General features: G+C 60.4%; 16 protein-coding genes. 9 read left to right on the forward strand and 7 right to left on the reverse strand.

Annotated elements, in window-relative coordinates; translation table 11 throughout:
• Positions 1–75 precede the first annotated feature (75 nt).
• The gene (gene argB / locus FHT73_RS17325; protein ID WP_095433831.1) at positions 76–963 is read left to right on the forward strand and encodes an acetylglutamate kinase; all 888 of its coding nucleotides are present in this window, start codon (positions 76–78) and stop codon (positions 961–963) included.
• A gap of 66 nt (positions 964–1,029) precedes the next feature.
• On the opposite strand, the gene FHT73_RS17330 is transcribed toward argB, so the two are convergent.
• The gene (locus FHT73_RS17330; protein ID WP_112609428.1) at positions 1,030–1,800 is read right to left on the reverse strand and encodes an isocitrate lyase/phosphoenolpyruvate mutase family protein; all 771 of its coding nucleotides are present in this window, start codon (positions 1,798–1,800) and stop codon (positions 1,030–1,032) included.
• Positions 1,801–2,017: 217 nt separating this feature from the next.
• On the opposite strand from FHT73_RS17330, the gene FHT73_RS17335 reads away from it, so the two are divergent.
• Positions 2,018–2,722: a pyrimidine 5'-nucleotidase gene (locus tag FHT73_RS17335; protein WP_132715706.1), complete on the forward strand. Its 705-nt coding sequence runs from the start codon at positions 2,018–2,020 to the stop codon at positions 2,720–2,722.
• Positions 2,723–2,835: 113 nt separating this feature from the next.
• Positions 2,836–3,516 carry an EF-hand domain-containing protein gene (locus tag FHT73_RS17340; protein WP_183713285.1) on the forward strand — a complete coding sequence of 227 codons (681 nt, stop codon included), beginning with the start codon at positions 2,836–2,838 and terminating at the stop codon, positions 3,514–3,516.
• A 74-nt stretch (positions 3,517–3,590) separates the two neighbouring features.
• Here the strand turns inward: FHT73_RS17340 and FHT73_RS17345 are convergent, their stop codons facing one another.
• The gene (locus tag FHT73_RS17345; protein ID WP_183713288.1) at positions 3,591–4,463 is read right to left on the reverse strand and encodes an LOG family protein; all 873 of its coding nucleotides are present in this window, start codon (positions 4,461–4,463) and stop codon (positions 3,591–3,593) included.
• 216 nt (positions 4,464–4,679) lie between these two features.
• Between FHT73_RS17345 and dapD the strand changes: the two genes are divergently transcribed.
• The 3 genes from dapD to FHT73_RS17360 all read left to right on the forward strand — a co-directional run bounded on the left by dapD (position 4,680) and on the right by FHT73_RS17360 (position 7,475).
• Positions 4,680–5,537, forward strand: a complete 858-nt coding sequence (gene dapD / locus FHT73_RS17350) for a 2,3,4,5-tetrahydropyridine-2,6-dicarboxylate N-succinyltransferase (protein ID WP_112336652.1) — start codon at positions 4,680–4,682, stop codon at positions 5,535–5,537.
• Positions 5,538–5,695: 158 nt separating this feature from the next.
• Complete coding sequence (gene dapE / locus FHT73_RS17355; RefSeq protein ID WP_183713291.1) at positions 5,696–6,889, forward strand: succinyl-diaminopimelate desuccinylase; 1,194 nt, start codon at positions 5,696–5,698, stop codon at positions 6,887–6,889.
• Complete coding sequence (locus FHT73_RS17360; protein ID WP_183713293.1) at positions 6,876–7,475, forward strand: hypothetical protein; 600 nt, start codon at positions 6,876–6,878, stop codon at positions 7,473–7,475. The genes dapE and FHT73_RS17360 overlap by 14 nt, the downstream gene beginning before the upstream one ends.
• A gap of 16 nt (positions 7,476–7,491) precedes the next feature.
• Here the strand turns inward: FHT73_RS17360 and truA are convergent, their stop codons facing one another.
• The 5 genes from truA to def form a co-directional block, all read right to left on the reverse strand.
• A complete protein-coding gene (gene truA, locus FHT73_RS17365) occupies positions 7,492–8,295 on the reverse strand; it encodes a tRNA pseudouridine(38-40) synthase TruA (RefSeq protein ID WP_183713295.1) in 804 nt (267 codons plus the stop codon).
• Entirely contained in the window at positions 8,295–9,242 is a 948-nt protein-coding gene (gene fmt, locus FHT73_RS17370) for a methionyl-tRNA formyltransferase (RefSeq protein ID WP_183713298.1), read from the reverse strand. The genes truA and fmt overlap by 1 nt, the downstream gene beginning before the upstream one ends.
• A 71-nt stretch (positions 9,243–9,313) precedes the next feature.
• Entirely contained in the window at positions 9,314–9,736 is a 423-nt protein-coding gene (locus FHT73_RS17375) for a type II toxin-antitoxin system VapC family toxin (protein WP_183713301.1), read from the reverse strand.
• Positions 9,733–9,990, reverse strand: a complete 258-nt coding sequence (locus tag FHT73_RS17380; protein WP_183713304.1) for a hypothetical protein — start codon at positions 9,988–9,990, stop codon at positions 9,733–9,735. The genes FHT73_RS17375 and FHT73_RS17380 overlap by 4 nt, the downstream gene beginning before the upstream one ends.
• 89 nt (positions 9,991–10,079) lie before the next feature.
• On the reverse strand, positions 10,080–10,595 hold the full coding sequence (def, locus tag FHT73_RS17385) for a peptide deformylase (RefSeq protein ID WP_183713307.1): 516 nt from the start codon (positions 10,593–10,595) through the stop codon (positions 10,080–10,082).
• A 186-nt stretch (positions 10,596–10,781) separates the two neighbouring features.
• On the opposite strand from def, the gene FHT73_RS17390 reads away from it, so the two are divergent.
• From FHT73_RS17390 to FHT73_RS17400, 3 genes are all read left to right on the forward strand, one after another.
• Positions 10,782–11,960 (forward strand): DNA recombination protein RmuC, encoded by a 1,179-nt coding sequence (locus FHT73_RS17390; protein WP_183713310.1) that lies wholly within the window; start codon positions 10,782–10,784, stop codon positions 11,958–11,960.
• Positions 11,961–12,061: 101 nt separating this feature from the next.
• Positions 12,062–12,961: a ribokinase gene (locus tag FHT73_RS17395; protein WP_112609413.1), complete on the forward strand. Its 900-nt coding sequence runs from the start codon at positions 12,062–12,064 to the stop codon at positions 12,959–12,961.
• Positions 12,962–13,155: 194 nt separating this feature from the next.
• Positions 13,156–15,501 (forward strand): methyl-accepting chemotaxis protein, encoded by a 2,346-nt coding sequence (locus FHT73_RS17400; protein ID WP_183713314.1) that lies wholly within the window; start codon positions 13,156–13,158, stop codon positions 15,499–15,501.
• Positions 15,502–15,555: the final 54 nt, after the last annotated feature.

Genomic DNA, 15,555 nt, shown 5'->3' on the forward strand with positions numbered 1-15,555 from the left:
TTATTGCCGAGATCATTATTCCCTCTGTCAAAAACTTGAGATAAAAGGCCCGCGAACAATTTCGAAGGGTGCACCATGTCCGAAGCCCAAAGCGAACTCCAAGCCAACCTGCTCGCACAGGCGCTGCCCTATATGCAGCGTTACGAAAACAAGACCATCGTCGTGAAATACGGTGGCCATGCCATGGGCAATGTCGAGCTTGGCAAGGCCTTTGCGGCCGATATCGCGCTCCTGAAGCAGTCCGGCGTCAACCCGATCGTCGTCCATGGCGGCGGCCCGCAGATCGGCGCCATGCTGACGAAGATGGGTATTGAATCGAAGTTCGAAGGCGGGTTGCGCGTCACCGACCAGAAGACGGTCGAGATCGTCGAAATGGTACTCGCCGGCTCGATCAACAAGGAAATCGTCGCGCTGATCAACCAGACCGGCGAATGGGCGATCGGCCTTTGCGGCAAGGACGGCAACATGGTTTTTGCCGAAAAGGCGCGCAAGACTATCAAAGACCCGGACTCCAACATCGAGCGCGTGCTCGATCTCGGCTTCGTCGGCGAAGTGGTCGAAGTCGACCGTACGCTGCTCGACCTGCTTGCCAAGTCCGAGATGATCCCGGTCATTGCCCCTGTTGCCCCCGGCCGCGACGGCGCGACCTACAACATCAATGCCGATACCTTTGCCGGCGCGATCGCCGGAGCGCTGAGCGCGACCCGCCTGCTGTTCCTGACGGATGTTCCCGGCGTGCTCGACAAGCAGGGCCAGCTCATCAAGGAATTGTCCGTCGCCCAGGCCCATGCCCTGATCGCCGACGGCACAATTTCCGGCGGTATGATCCCGAAGGTGGAGACCTGCATCGACGCCATCAAGGCCGGTGTTCAGGGCGTCGTCATCCTCAACGGCAAGACGGCCCATTCCGTGCTGCTCGAAATCTTCACCGAGCACGGTGCGGGAACGCTTATCGTTCCGTGATAGGGCGCACTCATCGAGAAAATTCAGGCGCTCCGCAAATGTGATTGCGAAGTGCCGACAGCAGTGTCAGGACGGCCGGTAGATCGCTTCGGCCTCGCTTTTCAGCATTCCCATGACTGAACGATAGGGAGCCGGCCCATAGCTGATGCGGCTGACGCCGAGTTTTGCCATCGTCTCGTTATCAGGCGTCGCCGGGCGCACCATGATGTTGACCGGCAAGGGCGAGCGCTCGCAAAGAGCGCCGATCAGATCGGGTTCGACCAGGCCCGGCGCGAAGAAACCACTGGCACCGGCCTCGGCAAAAGCGTCGGCGCGCTGAAAGGCGTCGTCCAGCAGGAGCTGATGATGTGCCGTATCGCTTTCCTGCAGGAAAAGATCGGTGCGGGCGTTGATGAACAAGGGCATTTCCCGGCGATTGGCCATTTCGCGGATGGCGCGGATGCGTGCCGCCTGTACCTCGATAGGATGAACGCCTTGACCGCCGATCACCTGATCTTCGAAATTGATACCGATGGCGCCGTGATCCATGATCTTTTCGACATTGGCGGCGACCTCCTCGGGTTCGACGGCGTAACCGCCCTCGAAATCGACCGACAGCGGCAATGGGCTCGTCACCGAAATCAGCCTGGCGGTGACCGCCAGCAATGATAGCGGAATGGCCTGGCCATCGCCGAAGCCGTTGGCGGCGGCAACCGACCAGCTACCCGTCGCCAGCGCCTTCGCGCCAGCCTCTGTGACGGCCTTGGCAGAGCCGGCATCCCAAATATTGAAAAGGATCAGCGGCTCGCCCTTCTTGTGCAGCCGCGCAAATTCCTGCGCCTTTTCCACTTGACCCATCGCATCCCCTCCGAAAAGCCCAGTCGGGCGATTTCCCCTCCGCGACCATAAAGAGCGTCAGCTCTCCCTCCCATGGCAAATAGCGTAAAACCCCGGAAATCAATAGTAAAATCATAGCCGGCATTGGATCGCACGGCAATCTCCCCCCATGGCCGGGGATGCAGCAGCATGAATATTTTCCTTCCCCCGTGCCGACCGTGCGTGCCATAAGACGGGCATGAACCAGACAAAAACGCTATCCGAACCTTCAGATTTTGCCGGCATCCGCGATTGGGTGTTCGATCTCGACAACACGCTTTATCCGCATCATGTCGATCTCTTCGCACAGATCGACAAGAACATGACGGCTTACGTATCGACCCTGCTGCAGATGGAGCGTGAAGACGCTCGCAAGCTGCAGAAGCAATATTACCTCGAGCACGGGACGACCTTGCAAGGGTTGATGATCCATCATGGCATCGATCCCAACGATTTCCTGGAAAAGGCGCATGCGATCGACTATTCGGCGCTGACGCCGCAGCCGGAGCTGGCCGCCGCCATCAAGGCGTTGCCGGGACGCAAGTTCATCTTCACCAATGGCAGCGTCAAACACGCCCAGGCGACGGCCGGCGCACTCGGCATCCTCGACGGCTTCGACGACATTTTCGATATCGTCGCTGCCGACTACGTGCCGAAGCCTGCCGGCAGCACCTATGACAAGTTCATGAGCCTCCATCGCGTCGATACGAAGAAGGCGGTCATGTTCGAAGACCTACCGCGCAACCTCACCGTGCCCAAGGCGCTCGGCATGAAGACCGTGCTTCTCGTACCGCAAAATCTCGAGACGACGATCGTCGAATGGTGGGAACGAACGACTGGCGAAGACGATCACATCGATTACGTGACCGACGACCTCACCGCTTTCCTGAAGGCGCTGGTTTAACCATTCATTAGAACGGGGTTACGAAAGTTTCATGCGCCTTACAGAGGTTTAATTGGCCGTTTTTGACCGCCAACCGTATCGTTTACCCATTCCTCGACACGAAAGGAAAAGCGATGAACGGGAAAAAACTTCTTCTGGCCGGACTTTCCGCAACCCTGCTTCTCGGCGGTGCCGCCCAGGTGGCGCTCGCCGCTTCGCATGATGGTGACCGTGGGGGCAGATATCATCACGGCCGCTGGCACAGACCGCATATTTCGCCTGAAGTCCTTTACGTGCGCATGCTGAAGGAATTCGGCAATCCCGGTGACACGAAGCTCACCAAGGATGAGGTCAAGGCAGGCGTCGACAAGATCTTCGACCAGATCGACGTCAACCACGACGGCGAAATCACCCCCGGCGAATATCGCGCCTACCGCCAGGAGCAGATGAAGCAGTGGCGGGCCGAACACGCCAAGGCCGATGGCGATCAGGCCCAAAATGGCCAGGCGCAAGGCGGCGACCAGGCACAAAGCAATCAGGTGAAGGGTAATCAGGCCCCAGACAACCAGGCGCCGGCCGACCAGGCTCAAAACGACAATGACAACGACAAGAGCGGCGAAGGCCATCGCCATCACAGACCGCATGGCCGCTTCATGCATGAAGCGATGATCTTCCGCTTTGCCGATACCGATCAAAGCGGACAGATCAGCAAGAAGGAAGCCGAAGACGCCATGAACAAGCTCTTCGACCGGCTGGACCGCAACCACGATGGCGTCGTCAACCTTGACGACATGCCGGGCCGACCGCTGCTCTAAGCCGATCGCTCCGCCGGCAATAAACCCATGAACGAAAGCCCGCCCTCGCCCAAGCGATGGCGGGCTTTCGGTTTTCAGTGACCGTTGTCGTGTTCGTAGAAATCGGCAACGATCTTCCAGGCTTCGTCGGCGGTATCGACGAAGCTGATGAGGTTCACATCGTCGGGCGCAATAGTGCCGAACTCGGCCAGCGCCTCGAAATTGATGATGTTGCGCCAGAATTTTTCGCCGAAGAGAATAAGCGGCAGGCGCTCCATGCGGCCGGTCTGAATGAGCGTTAGGCATTCGAACAGCTCGTCGAGCGTGCCGAAGCCGCCTGGGAACACCGCGACCGCCTTGGCGCGCACCATGAAGTGCATCTTGCGGATCGCGAAATAATGGAAGTTGAAGCTGAGCTCCGGCGTCACATAGGCATTCGGCGCCTGCTCATGCGGCAGGACGATGTTGAGGCCGATCGAGGGAGCCCCTTCTTCGGCCGCGCCGCGATTGCCCGCTTCCATCACGCCGGGACCACCGCCGGTGACGACGACATATTCATGGAAGTCGAAGCCGGCGGAATAACGCGAGCAAAGGCGGGCGAACTTGCGTGCCTCTTCGTAGTAGACCGATGCGGCTTCCAGGTTGGCGCGCTGCACATCGTTGCGGGCAGCCCAGGCATTGGCGCCGGGGGCGGGAATGCGCGCGCCGCCGAACATGACCACGGTTGATTTTATGCCACGCTCGGCCAAAGACATTTCGGTCTTCAGCAACTCCAGCTGCAGGCGGATCGGCCGCAGCTCCTCGCGGCAAAGGAAATCCTCATCGGCATAGGCAAGACGGTAGGACGGCGACATCGACTGCGGCGTGCGCGGCACCGACTCGGCTCGCTGCTTGTCCGCCGAGCTCGTCTTCAACGGGTCCCAGACCCCGTCCTTGCGCCTCAGCCTGCCGTTCTTCCCCTTGCTCATCTATTCATGCCTTTCAAATCGATCATGACGGCCCGTTTTCCGTCCGAGAACGGAAATAGCCAAGCTCTTGCATATGCCCCTACAACGCCTTGAATCCAAGCTCAATCGGCGCGGAAAAGACATTCCATTTTCGGCATCCATGCTATAGGACCAATCGACCGCTTCCGGACCCTTATCCGGAAATCACGATAGGCCCTGACGTTGTAAGGAATTCCCATGAGCGCTAACGACCTCGCTTCCCTCGAAAAGTCCATCGAGGCTGCCTTCGACAATCGCGACAATGTGAACACGTCGACGCGCGGCGAAGTCCGCGACGCCGTCGAGACGGCGCTCAATCTCCTCGATAGCGGCAAGGTTCGCGTGGCCGAACGTGGTGCCGACGGCAACTGGACCGTCAACCAGTGGCTCAAGAAAGCGGTTCTGCTCTCCTTCCGTCTCAACGACATGAAGATCGTCGAAGGCGGCTCCGGCGGCGCCACCTGGTGGGACAAGGTTCCTTCGAAGTTCGAAGGCTGGGGTGAAAACCGCTTCCGCGAAGCCGGCTTCCGCGCCGTGCCGAACGCCGTCGTGCGTCATTCCGCCTATATCGCCCCCAACGCCATCCTGATGCCGTCCTTCGTCAATCTCGGCGCCTATGTCGGCGAAGGCACCATGGTCGACACCTGGGCGACAGTCGGCTCGTGCGCCCAGATCGGCAAGCATGTGCATCTTTCCGGCGGCGTCGGCATCGGCGGCGTGCTGGAGCCGATGCAGGCCGGCCCGACCATCATCGAAGACAATTGCTTCATCGGCGCCCGTTCCGAAGTCGTCGAAGGCTGCATCGTCCGCGAAGGTTCCGTACTCGGCATGGGCGTCTTCATCGGCAAGTCGACCAAGATCGTCGACCGCGCCACCGGCGAGATCACCTATGGCGAAGTTCCGCCTTACTCGGTCGTCGTCGCCGGCGCGCTGCCGAGCGGTAACACCATGGCGAACGGCCAGCCGGCTCCCAGCCTCTATTGCGCGGTCATCGTCAAGCGCGTCGACGAAAAGACCCGTTCGAAGACCGGTATCAACGAGCTGCTGCGCGACTGATCTGCAAGATTTTGGAAGCGCGGTTGCCATATCGCGCTTCCCTCATGCTTGCCGGGTGAGCATGCCTGTGCGATTGCTGGAATCGCGGCAAAGATTTTCGGCTCATCGCCGACCCTTTGCCATCGCTTTGCCATTTCCCGCCGGATAAGTTGCCTCCGATGACTGTTACGAATCCCATCACAAACCTGCAGACCCTGATCCGCTGCGCTTCGGTCACGCCTGCCGAGGGGGGCGCGCTGACCGCGCTTACCGATATGCTGGCACCGCTCGGCTTCAAGATCGAGCGCGTGACGGCGAGCGAGCCGGGGACGCCCGATATCGAAAATCTCTATGCGCGGCTCGGCACGGACGGACCGCATCTGATGTTTGCCGGCCATACGGATGTCGTGCCGGTCGGCGATGCCGCTTCCTGGAGCCATCCGCCCTTTGCCGCCGAAATCGCCGATGGCGAGCTTTTCGGCCGTGGCGCCGTCGACATGAAAGGCGGCATTGCCTGCTTCGTGGCAGCGGTTGCGCGTCATATCGAGAAGCATGGCAAGCCCGCCGGCTCGATCTCCTTCCTGATTACCGGCGACGAAGAGGGACCGGCGATCAACGGCACGGTAAAGCTGCTGCAATGGGCCGCCGAGCGCGGCGAGACATGGGACGCATCGCTCGTCGGCGAACCAACCAACCCCGACCGGCTTGGCGACATGATCAAGATCGGCCGCCGCGGCTCGGTCTCCGGCACCATCACCGTCCACGGCGTCCAGGGTCATGCTGCCTATCCGCACCTTGCCGACAATCCGGTGCGCAGCATCATCAAACTGACGGAAGCGCTGCTCGACCCGCCCTTTGACGCCGGCACGGACAATTTCCAGCCGTCGAACCTCGAAGTGACGACGATCGACGTCGGCAATACCGCGACCAACGTCATTCCCGCCAAGGCAACCGCTGCCTTCAACATCCGCTTCAACGACACCTGGACGGCCGATACGCTGAAGGCCGAAATCCTGGCGCGCCTGGATGCGGCAGCCGCCGACCAGACGCTGCGGCCCGGACGTCCGCCGACGAAATACGATATCGTCTGGTCGGAGCGTCCGAGCCAGGTCTTCCTGACGCGCAACAATGCGCTGATCGCTTCGCTCTCCTCCGCCATCGAAAACATCACCGGTCAAAGGCCGGCGCTGTCGACCACCGGCGGCACGTCGGATGCGCGCTTCATCAAGGACTACTGCCCCGTCGTGGAATTCGGGCTTGTCGGCCAGACCATGCATATGATTGACGAGCGTGTGGCGCTCTCGGATCTCGAAACGCTGACCGGGATCTACCAGACCTTCATCCAGCGCTGGTTCGAGAATGCCGAGCTTTAAGGAAGTCCAGTATTACCTGTCCGGCCTGTGGCTGCTGATCCGGATGGATGCGCGCGGATTCCAGTATCTGGATATTTCAGACCGCGGCATGCTGCGCTCCTTCTGGGCGATTTTCTGGAGCCTCCCCTCGATCGGCATTTCCTGGCTGTGGTGGCAGCAGGCCTATCTGCGTGCCATGCCGCCGGAAACAGCGACGGGCCTCCCCTTTTTCCTGAGGCTGGCGCTGGTCGAGGCGGCGAATTGGCTGATCCCGCTGGTTCTTGCCGGCGTATTGCTGCTGTTTTTCCGTGTCGGTGAGAAGTTCACGCCGATCGTCGTGGTGGTGAACTGGCTTGGGGTGCCGACGTCCTATCTCAATGCGCTGCTTATCGCCCTAATCGCCTTCGTGCCTGGCTCCAGTGGATTGGCGGCGCTGCTGTGGTTTGTCCTGATGGGGACGATCATCTTTTCGCTGGCACGCATGCTTCGAATGATCTGCGGCACGCATCCGCTCTTTATCGGCACACTGACGCTGGTGCTGCTGATCCCGACCATGCTGCTGACGGATTTTCTGCAACGCTTCCTCGGCGTCTATCCGCCTGTTTGAGGCAATCGCAGAGGGACTACGACAGATCCTCGCCATCATCGGCATTTTCGCCCTCGCCAGGCAAACCGGCGCCATCGCGATAATCCACTTGCATGAAATATAGCCCATCCGGTGGGGCGACAGGGCCGCAGGCCTTGCGATCCTTTGCCTCGAGCGCAGCGCGCACATCGTCGGGCGTCCATTTACCCTCGCCCGCAAGCTTCAGCGTGCCGGCGAAAGAACGGATCTGATTGTGCAGGAAGCTTTGCGCCGTGGCACGGATCTCGATGAGCTCGCCGCTGCGCGTCACATCCAGCCGGTCGAGCGTGCGCACCGGGCTATTTGCCTGGCAATGCGCCGAGCGAAAGGTGGTGAAATCATGCCGTCCTACAAGGGTCTGAGCGGCGGCATGCATGACCTCGTGATCCATATCCTTCGGCACCCACCAGGCGCGCCCGGCTTCCAAAGCCAGAGGCGCACGGCGGGCGATGATGCGATAGAGATAGTGGCGGCGGATGGCCGAAAAGCGCGCGTCGAAGCTTTGGTCGACCTCGACGATATCGAGAATGGCAATACGGTTCCCGGCAAGCCTCAGATGGGCATTGAGCGCATTGCGCAGCGTATAGACCTTCCATTCCTTCGAGAGATCTGCATGCATGACCTGCCCCATGGCATGCACGCCGGAATCGGTACGCCCTGCACCGCGGATCGAAACGGTCTCGCCGGTCAAGGACAGGATGGCGCCTTCGATTGCGCCCTGCACGGAGGGGCCGTTGTCCTGACGCTGCCAGCCGACATAGGGAATGCCGTCGTATTCGACGGTCATCTTGTAACGCGGCATCAGGCTTGCTCCGAGGCGAGCACGGTGCCCGGCGCGATCGGCGTGCCACGCAGGAAGTCGGCTGCCGCCAAGGGCTTGCCGCCGGCCTTCTGCAGCTTCGTCAGCCTGATGGCGCTGGAGGCGCAGGCAATGACGAGATCATCTGTCAGGATCTGACCGGAAGCTCCGTTGCCTTCTGCCAATTCCGAACCCAGCACCTTGATACGCTCGGGGCGGCCAGCAATTTCGGCCTCGAACCAGGCGCCGGGAAAGGGCGACAGGCCGCGAATATGATTATGGACATCGGCTGCGGGCTTGCCGAAATCGATACGGGTTTCACCCTTATCGATTTTGGCGGCATAAAGAACGCCTTCGGACGGCTGCGCGGTCAACGGCAACTCGTCATGTTCCAGCTTGTTCATCGCCTCGGCCATGGCTTTTGCGCCAACGAGCATCAGCCTGTCATGCAACTCGCCCGCTGTCATGGTGTCGCCGATTTCGACTTCGCGTGTCAAAGCGACCGGGCCGGTATCCAGCCCCTTGTCCATCTTCATCACCATCATGCCGGTTTTTTTGTCGCCGGCCATGATCGCCCGCTGGATGGGGGCAGCCCCGCGCCAGCGCGGCAGCAGGGAGGCATGGCCGTTGTAGCAGCCGAGACGTGTCCCGGTGAGGATCGCTTCCGGCAACAACAGGCCATAGGCCACGACGACGGCAACATCGGCATCCAGATCGCGAAAGCGCTGGCGCTCCTCGGGGTCCTTGAAATTAATCGGCGTGAAAACCGGCAGGCCGAGCAACTCGGCTGCCTGATGCACCGGCGACTTCTGCAGATCCAGCCCGCGCCGGCCGCCGGGGCGCGGCGGTTGCGTATAAACGGCACGAATCTTGTGGCCGGCATCGATCAGGGACCGCAATGTCGGCACGGAGAATTCGGGCGTTCCCATGAAGATGATGTTGAGCGACATGCGATCCATCCGGCTAAGATATCAGATTTAGAATGACCCAGCGGCCGCGGCACATGCCATCGGGTCCAATGCTAGCCGCCTTCAAACGGGTTTATGAGCTTGAGATCAAGCCCCTCGAAGTCTTTTGTATTGCGCGTCGCCAATGTCGCACCATTCGCAAGGCAGATGGCGGCGATCATGGCGTCCTGTACGGAAATCTGATGTCCCGAGCGCTCGCGACGGGCGCGAATGCGGCCCGTTAACAGCGCGCTGTCTTGATCCAGTTGCAAGATACGCCCCATAAAGTGATGTCCCATGAGAGAGTCGAGGCCTTCGAAAAATCGTTTTGATCGATCCCCCAGCAGCACCTTTTCTGCGCCATAGGACAGCTCCATTAGAACGGGAGAGCAGAGATACAGGGTCTCCATCTCCTGCCGCTCAAACCATTCACCGACGTTTGGAGATAAATTCGCCTTTGTGATTTCCGAAACCACGTTCGTATCGAGAACAATCATTCAGAGCTACGGCGCTCCGCCTCTCTACGGCGGGCCTCATCTGTGGCAGACAGGAAGTCGCGATGTTCTTCGTCGCTCAATGCAAGGCCGACGAACGCAGAACGCAGCTGGCCGAGCGTCGAGCCAGCCTTTGCAGCATTCTCCGATCGCGTAGCATTGAGGCCTTTTCGAACCTGAATCTTAATTTCTTCCGAGAGACTGTGACCAGAGCGCTTCGCCTCGTCGCTAAGCTCTCGCTTCAAGCTTTCGGACATGTCTCTGACCAATATATCAGCCATTCGCGCCTCCATTTGATATCAATGATATCATAGGGCTTTTAGGCCGATCTTTCAACGGCTGGAGATCAAAGAGCCTTGGCCTTGGCGGCCTTGGTGAACTTCTTGATCACCATCTCCCGCTTCAAGCGCGAGATATAGTCGATGAAGAGCACGCCGTTCAGATGGTCGATCTCGTGCTGCACGCAGGTCGCAAGCAGGCCGTCGGCCTCGGTGAGCTGCTCCCTGCCGTTGCGGTCCAGATGCTTGACGGTGACGCGCGCCGGGCGCTCCACCTCTGCATAATAATCCGGAATGGAGAGGCAGCCTTCCTCATAGACCGAACGTTCATCCGAAGACGCGACGATCTCCGGATTGATGAAGACCAGTGGCGTTTTTTCTTCGCCCTCGCGCGCGACGTCGATGACGAGCATGCGGCGGGGAACGCCGATCTGGATCGCAGCAAGGCCAATGCCCGGCGCGTCATACATGGTTTCCAGCATGTCGTCGGCGAGGCGCTGAATTTCGGTATCGATCTGCTCGATGGGCTTGGAAGCCTGGCGGAGCAGCGGATCGGGCAAAATGATGAGTGGCTTGATCGTCATGACGTTTCCCATAACGCATCTTGTTGTGCGATGGAATCGCCAAGATGGCGGTGAGACAGTGTTTTTTCAACGATGGTCATCCGGATCAGCGCAAATGACCCAGAAATTATGTTCACGTTTTGATCTGGATATTCGCGATGGTTTTGCTATGGTGCCCATAAGAACTTCATCAGCGCGCCAGGTTTCATGTCCTTCATCATCTTCGGCCAAGCCATTTCCACGGTCCAGGTTCTGACCGGCCTCGTTATCCTGCTTACGATCGCAGTCATCGTCCTTTTCGTCCGCAGCAAAGCACGGGCGGAAGACGACGCACTCGACGCCGAGCAGACGATGGCAGCATTGTTGCGGTCGCAGGCTGAGATGCAGGGGCGGCTTGCCACCATGGCGGAAGTCTTCGGCTCCAGACAGGCGGAGCTCAATCAGGCCATCGGCCAACGTCTCGACGGCATGTCGCAGCGGGTGACGGCAACGATCGGCGAGCAGACGCGCTCGACGCATGAAAACCTGCGCCGCCTGCAGGAACGGCTCGCCGTCATCGATGCCGCCCAGACCAATATCCAGACGCTGGCCAAGGATGTCGTCGGCCTGCAGGCCATTCTTTCCAACAAGCAGACGCGCGGCGCCTTCGGACAGGCGCGCATGGAAACCATCATCGCCGACGGGTTGCCGATGGGTGCCTATGCGTTCCAGGCAACGCTATCCAACGGTTCGCGACCGGACTGTACCGTGCGCATGCCGAACGGCTCGCCGCCGCTTGTGATCGACGCGAAGTTTCCGTTGGAGGCGTGGAACGCCATCCGTAGCGCTGCCAGCCCCGAACATGGCAAGATCGCCGCACAGCAGTTCCGGAGGGATATGGAGCTGCATATCCGCGATATCTCGGAAAAATATCTGATCCCCGGTGAGACGCAGGATACGGCCTTTCTCTTCGTGCCGTCCGAGTCGATCTTTGCCGAGATCCACGAGAATTTCGAGGCGATCGTGCAGAAGGCCCAGCGCGCGCGCATCGTCATCGTCTCACCATCGTTGCTGATGCTGTCGATCCAGGTCATCCAAGCTGTCCTGAAGGATCAGCGGATGCGCGAGCAGGCTCATGTCATCCAGAGCGAAGTGGCTCATCTGATGGACGACCTGTCACGCCTCGACGAGCGGGTGCGCAAGCTGCAGGGGCATTTCGCCATGGCGCAGAAGGATGTCGACATGATCGTCACCTCGGCCGACAAGCTGGCGAGGCGCGGCGAGCGGATAGAAGCGCTGGAATTCGAGGCAGCGAAAGAGCCTGCCAAGGCGCGCACGGAAGAACGGCCCAAACCTGTCGACAACCGCACAAGCCAACTCAAGCTTAGGGTAGTTGACGAAGACTGATCGCTTCGGCAGTGTCGCGCCCACTCGATGCATGATCCGAAAAGACAAAGGCAGCCTTCTGGCAGGATCATGCAGGCGCAACACCCAGGGCAGGACATTGCATGATCACTATTTTTGGCTCCATCAATATGGACCTCATCGCCACCACGGATCGTTTGCCGAAGCCGGGCGAAACGGTTGCCGGCAACGGCTTCTCCACGGCCGCCGGCGGCAAGGGCGCCAACCAGGCGCTGGCCGCACGCCGCGCCGGCGCAACGGTCCGCCTCAGCGGGGCGGTCGGCAATGATGCCTTCGCGGAGCCTGCGCTTGCCTTGCTCGATACGGCAGGGACCGATCTTTCCACCGTCCGGCGGGTATCCGAAGCGACGGGCACGGCTCTCATCCTCGTGGGGGGTGACGGCGAGAACATGATCGCCGTTGTGCCGGGTGCCAATGGTACGAACACCGCCGAACACGCAGAGGCCGCCGTCGCTGCTCTGAGGGCCGGCGATACGCTGATGCTTCAGCTCGAAATTCCGGTCGCGGCCGTCGAGACGGCGCTGAACGCCGCGAAGGCAAAGGGCGTGCGCACCGTGCTCAATCTGGCGCCGCTGATCCCGGAAGCTGCCCGCCTCGGCCGCCTTGCCGATATTGTCATCGCAAACGAAACCGAATTCGAGAGACTGGCCGGCCAGGACAACATGTCGGCTTCCGAGCGCGAGGCAGCCCTGGTTCGCCTACATGGTGAAACCGGCCAGACGCTGATCGTCACGCTTGGCGGCGATGGTGTCATCGCCATTCGCGACGGCGAGCTCGCGCGCGCCAAGGGTCTCGTGATCGAGCCGGTCGACACCGTCGGCGCCGGCGATACCTTCTGCGGTTATTTTGCAGCCAGCCTCGATCAAGGCCTGGATTTCCACGCCAGCCTGCGTCGGGCTGCCGTCGCCGGTTCGCTCGCCTGCTTGAAGCCTGGCGCACAGCCGTCCATTCCGGTTGCCAGTGAAGTCGCCGAAAAGCTTTAAAGCTAAAATTCCCCACGCATCGGGAAGCGCAATTAATTAAATTTTTGCGCTTCCATATCATTCTCCTCTGGCCTGGCGCTCATAGCCTTCCGGTTGCGGCAGGAATCTTAACGGCGGCTCCATGACAGGGCCATCCTGCGCCGACCTTGCATTCGGATAATGTGTATCCGACGCATCGCTTTTTCGAGGAAATGATGTTCATCTTTCGCATGAAGTCGCTTGCGGCCAAGCTCATCTTGGTCACCGGGCTGGCGATCGCACTCGTTCTGCTGGTTTCCAATTTTCTGCTGATTTCCCAGACCCGCGATCGCGTCGAGACGCTGACGATGGATCAGGCGAATACCGAGGCCAAGTCCATTTCCAACGAGATCGCCGCAAATGTCGGCGAACTGGCGAGTGCCGCCCGCTCCATGGCCGCCATCATCGGCCGCGGCCACGAGGGTCATACCTTCGACCGCAAGGGCATGATCAATATCCTCAAGGCAAATGTCGAGCAGAATGCCTTTGCCTTCGGCAGCTGGTTCTGTGAGCAGCTCGGCGCGCTGGATGGCAAGACGACCGAACTTGCCAACAACAAGGATCAGGCCGTCAACGACAAGGGCGCCTTCACGCCCTATTGGTCGAAGACCAAGGATGGCGGCATCCAGTTCTCGACCTTCGACAATGATTACAGCGCCGCCTGGTGGAAGCTTGCCGCCGACAGCGGCAAGGGCGCGATCACGCCGCCCTATCTCGCACAGGGCACGGACGTTCCCACGACCATGAGCTCGATCGCCTATCCCGTCATATCGGGCGGCAAACTGATCGGTGTCGCAGGCGTCGACATTTCTCTCGGCTCGCTTTCGACGAAGCTGCAGAAGATGCAGCCTTTCGGCACCGGCCGCGTGCTGCTGGTTTCCCAGGACAACAAGTGGCTGGTGGCACCGAGCGTCGACCTGCTGATGAAGGACTATAACGGTTCCGGCGCTGATGTGATCAAGGCGGCACTGACCACCTCTTCTTCAAGCGTCCTCAAGAACCTTTCTGAAAATGGCGGCGAAGCATTCGACCGCGTCGTCTACCCTTTCGCCGTTCCCGGCCTCAACGCCACCTGGGTCGTTCTCATCGACGTGCCGCATAGCGCAATCGCAGCACCGGTACGCGATCAGACCTATATGATGATCCTTGCCGGCATTCTCGTGCTTGCCGCCGTCATGCTCGCCCTCTACGTCGCTGTGCGCGGTTTCGTGCAGAAGCCGCTCGCCGGTCTCGTCGCAAGCGTCAATCGCCTCAGCACCGGCAATTATGCCGAACCGGTCGCCGGCCAGGCGGGTGCAGACGAAGTTGGTTCAGTCGCCAAGGCACTGGAAGGGTTCCGCTTTGCGCTTGCCGACACCAAGCGCCTCGAAGGTGAAGCCAACGACCAGCGCCTGGCTGCCGAAGGTGAACGCCGCCGCTCGGAGAGCGAACGCAACGAGAGCGTGACCCTCCAGCGCCACATCGTCAGCATTCTCGGCCATAACCTCGCCGAGCTCTCCAAGGGCAACCTCACACAGCGGATCACGGACGATTTCCCCGGCGAATATGCCCAGCTCAAGCAGGACTTCAATGCTGCGCTGGCGAGCCTTGAGGAGACGGTTCATACCGTCAATGTCAGCGTCGGCAATATCGGCAGCGGCACCGGCGAAATCAGCAACAGCGCCTCGGATCTCGCTCGCCGCACCGAACAGCAGGCGGCCAGCCTCGAAGAGACGGCGGCAGCCCTTAACGAGCTGACCGCGCAGGTCAACTCCAGCGCCGAAAACGCACGCACGGCGGCAAGCAGCGTAAATGCGGCGTCTCAGGATGCCGAGCATTCCGGCGAGATCGTGCAAAAGGCCATTTCCTCCATGCACGGCATCGAGCAATCGTCGCAGGAAGTGTCGCGCATCATCGGCGTCATCGACGAGATCGCTTTCCAGACCAATCTTCTCGCGCTCAATGCCGGTGTCGAAGCGGCGCGTGCGGGCGACGCGGGCAAGGGCTTCGCCGTTGTCGCACAGGAAGTGCGCGAGCTGGCTCAGCGCTCGGCCAATGCCGCAAAGGAGATCAAGACTTTGATCAATGCCTCGGCCGGACAGGTCAAGGAAGGCGTCGATCTGGTCGGCCGCACGGGCGATGCCCTGCACAAGATCGCCCAGCAGGTTATGGAGATCAACGGCTTGATCCGCCAGATCTCCGCTTCCGCCAGCGAGCAGGCGATCGGTCTGAAGGAAATCAACTCGGCCATGAACCAGATGGATCAAGTAACCCAGCAGAATGCCGCGATGGTAGAGGAAACCACAGCTTCGAGCGTTGCCCTTGCCGAAGAAGCCCAGTCACTTCGCACACTCGTTGCGCGCTTCCGCACCGCACGTGCCGCCCAGGAGAATGCCAGCGCATTGCGGGCGACCGCCCAGCAGATGCGGGCTCCGGTAGCCCCGCGTCGGCCGGCAGCACCCGTTAGCGCACCGGCACGCAGAGCAGTTCCGCAGACACAGGGTGCCACGGCGCTTGCCCAGGACGATTGGGAGGAATTCTGAGCTAATCCCGCTGGGGGTGAAATCAAAAGGCCGCCGGAGCGATCCGGCGGCCTT

It is taken from the genome of Rhizobium sp. BK098 (assembly GCF_014193155.1).
Classification (GTDB): domain Bacteria; phylum Pseudomonadota; class Alphaproteobacteria; order Rhizobiales; family Rhizobiaceae; genus Rhizobium.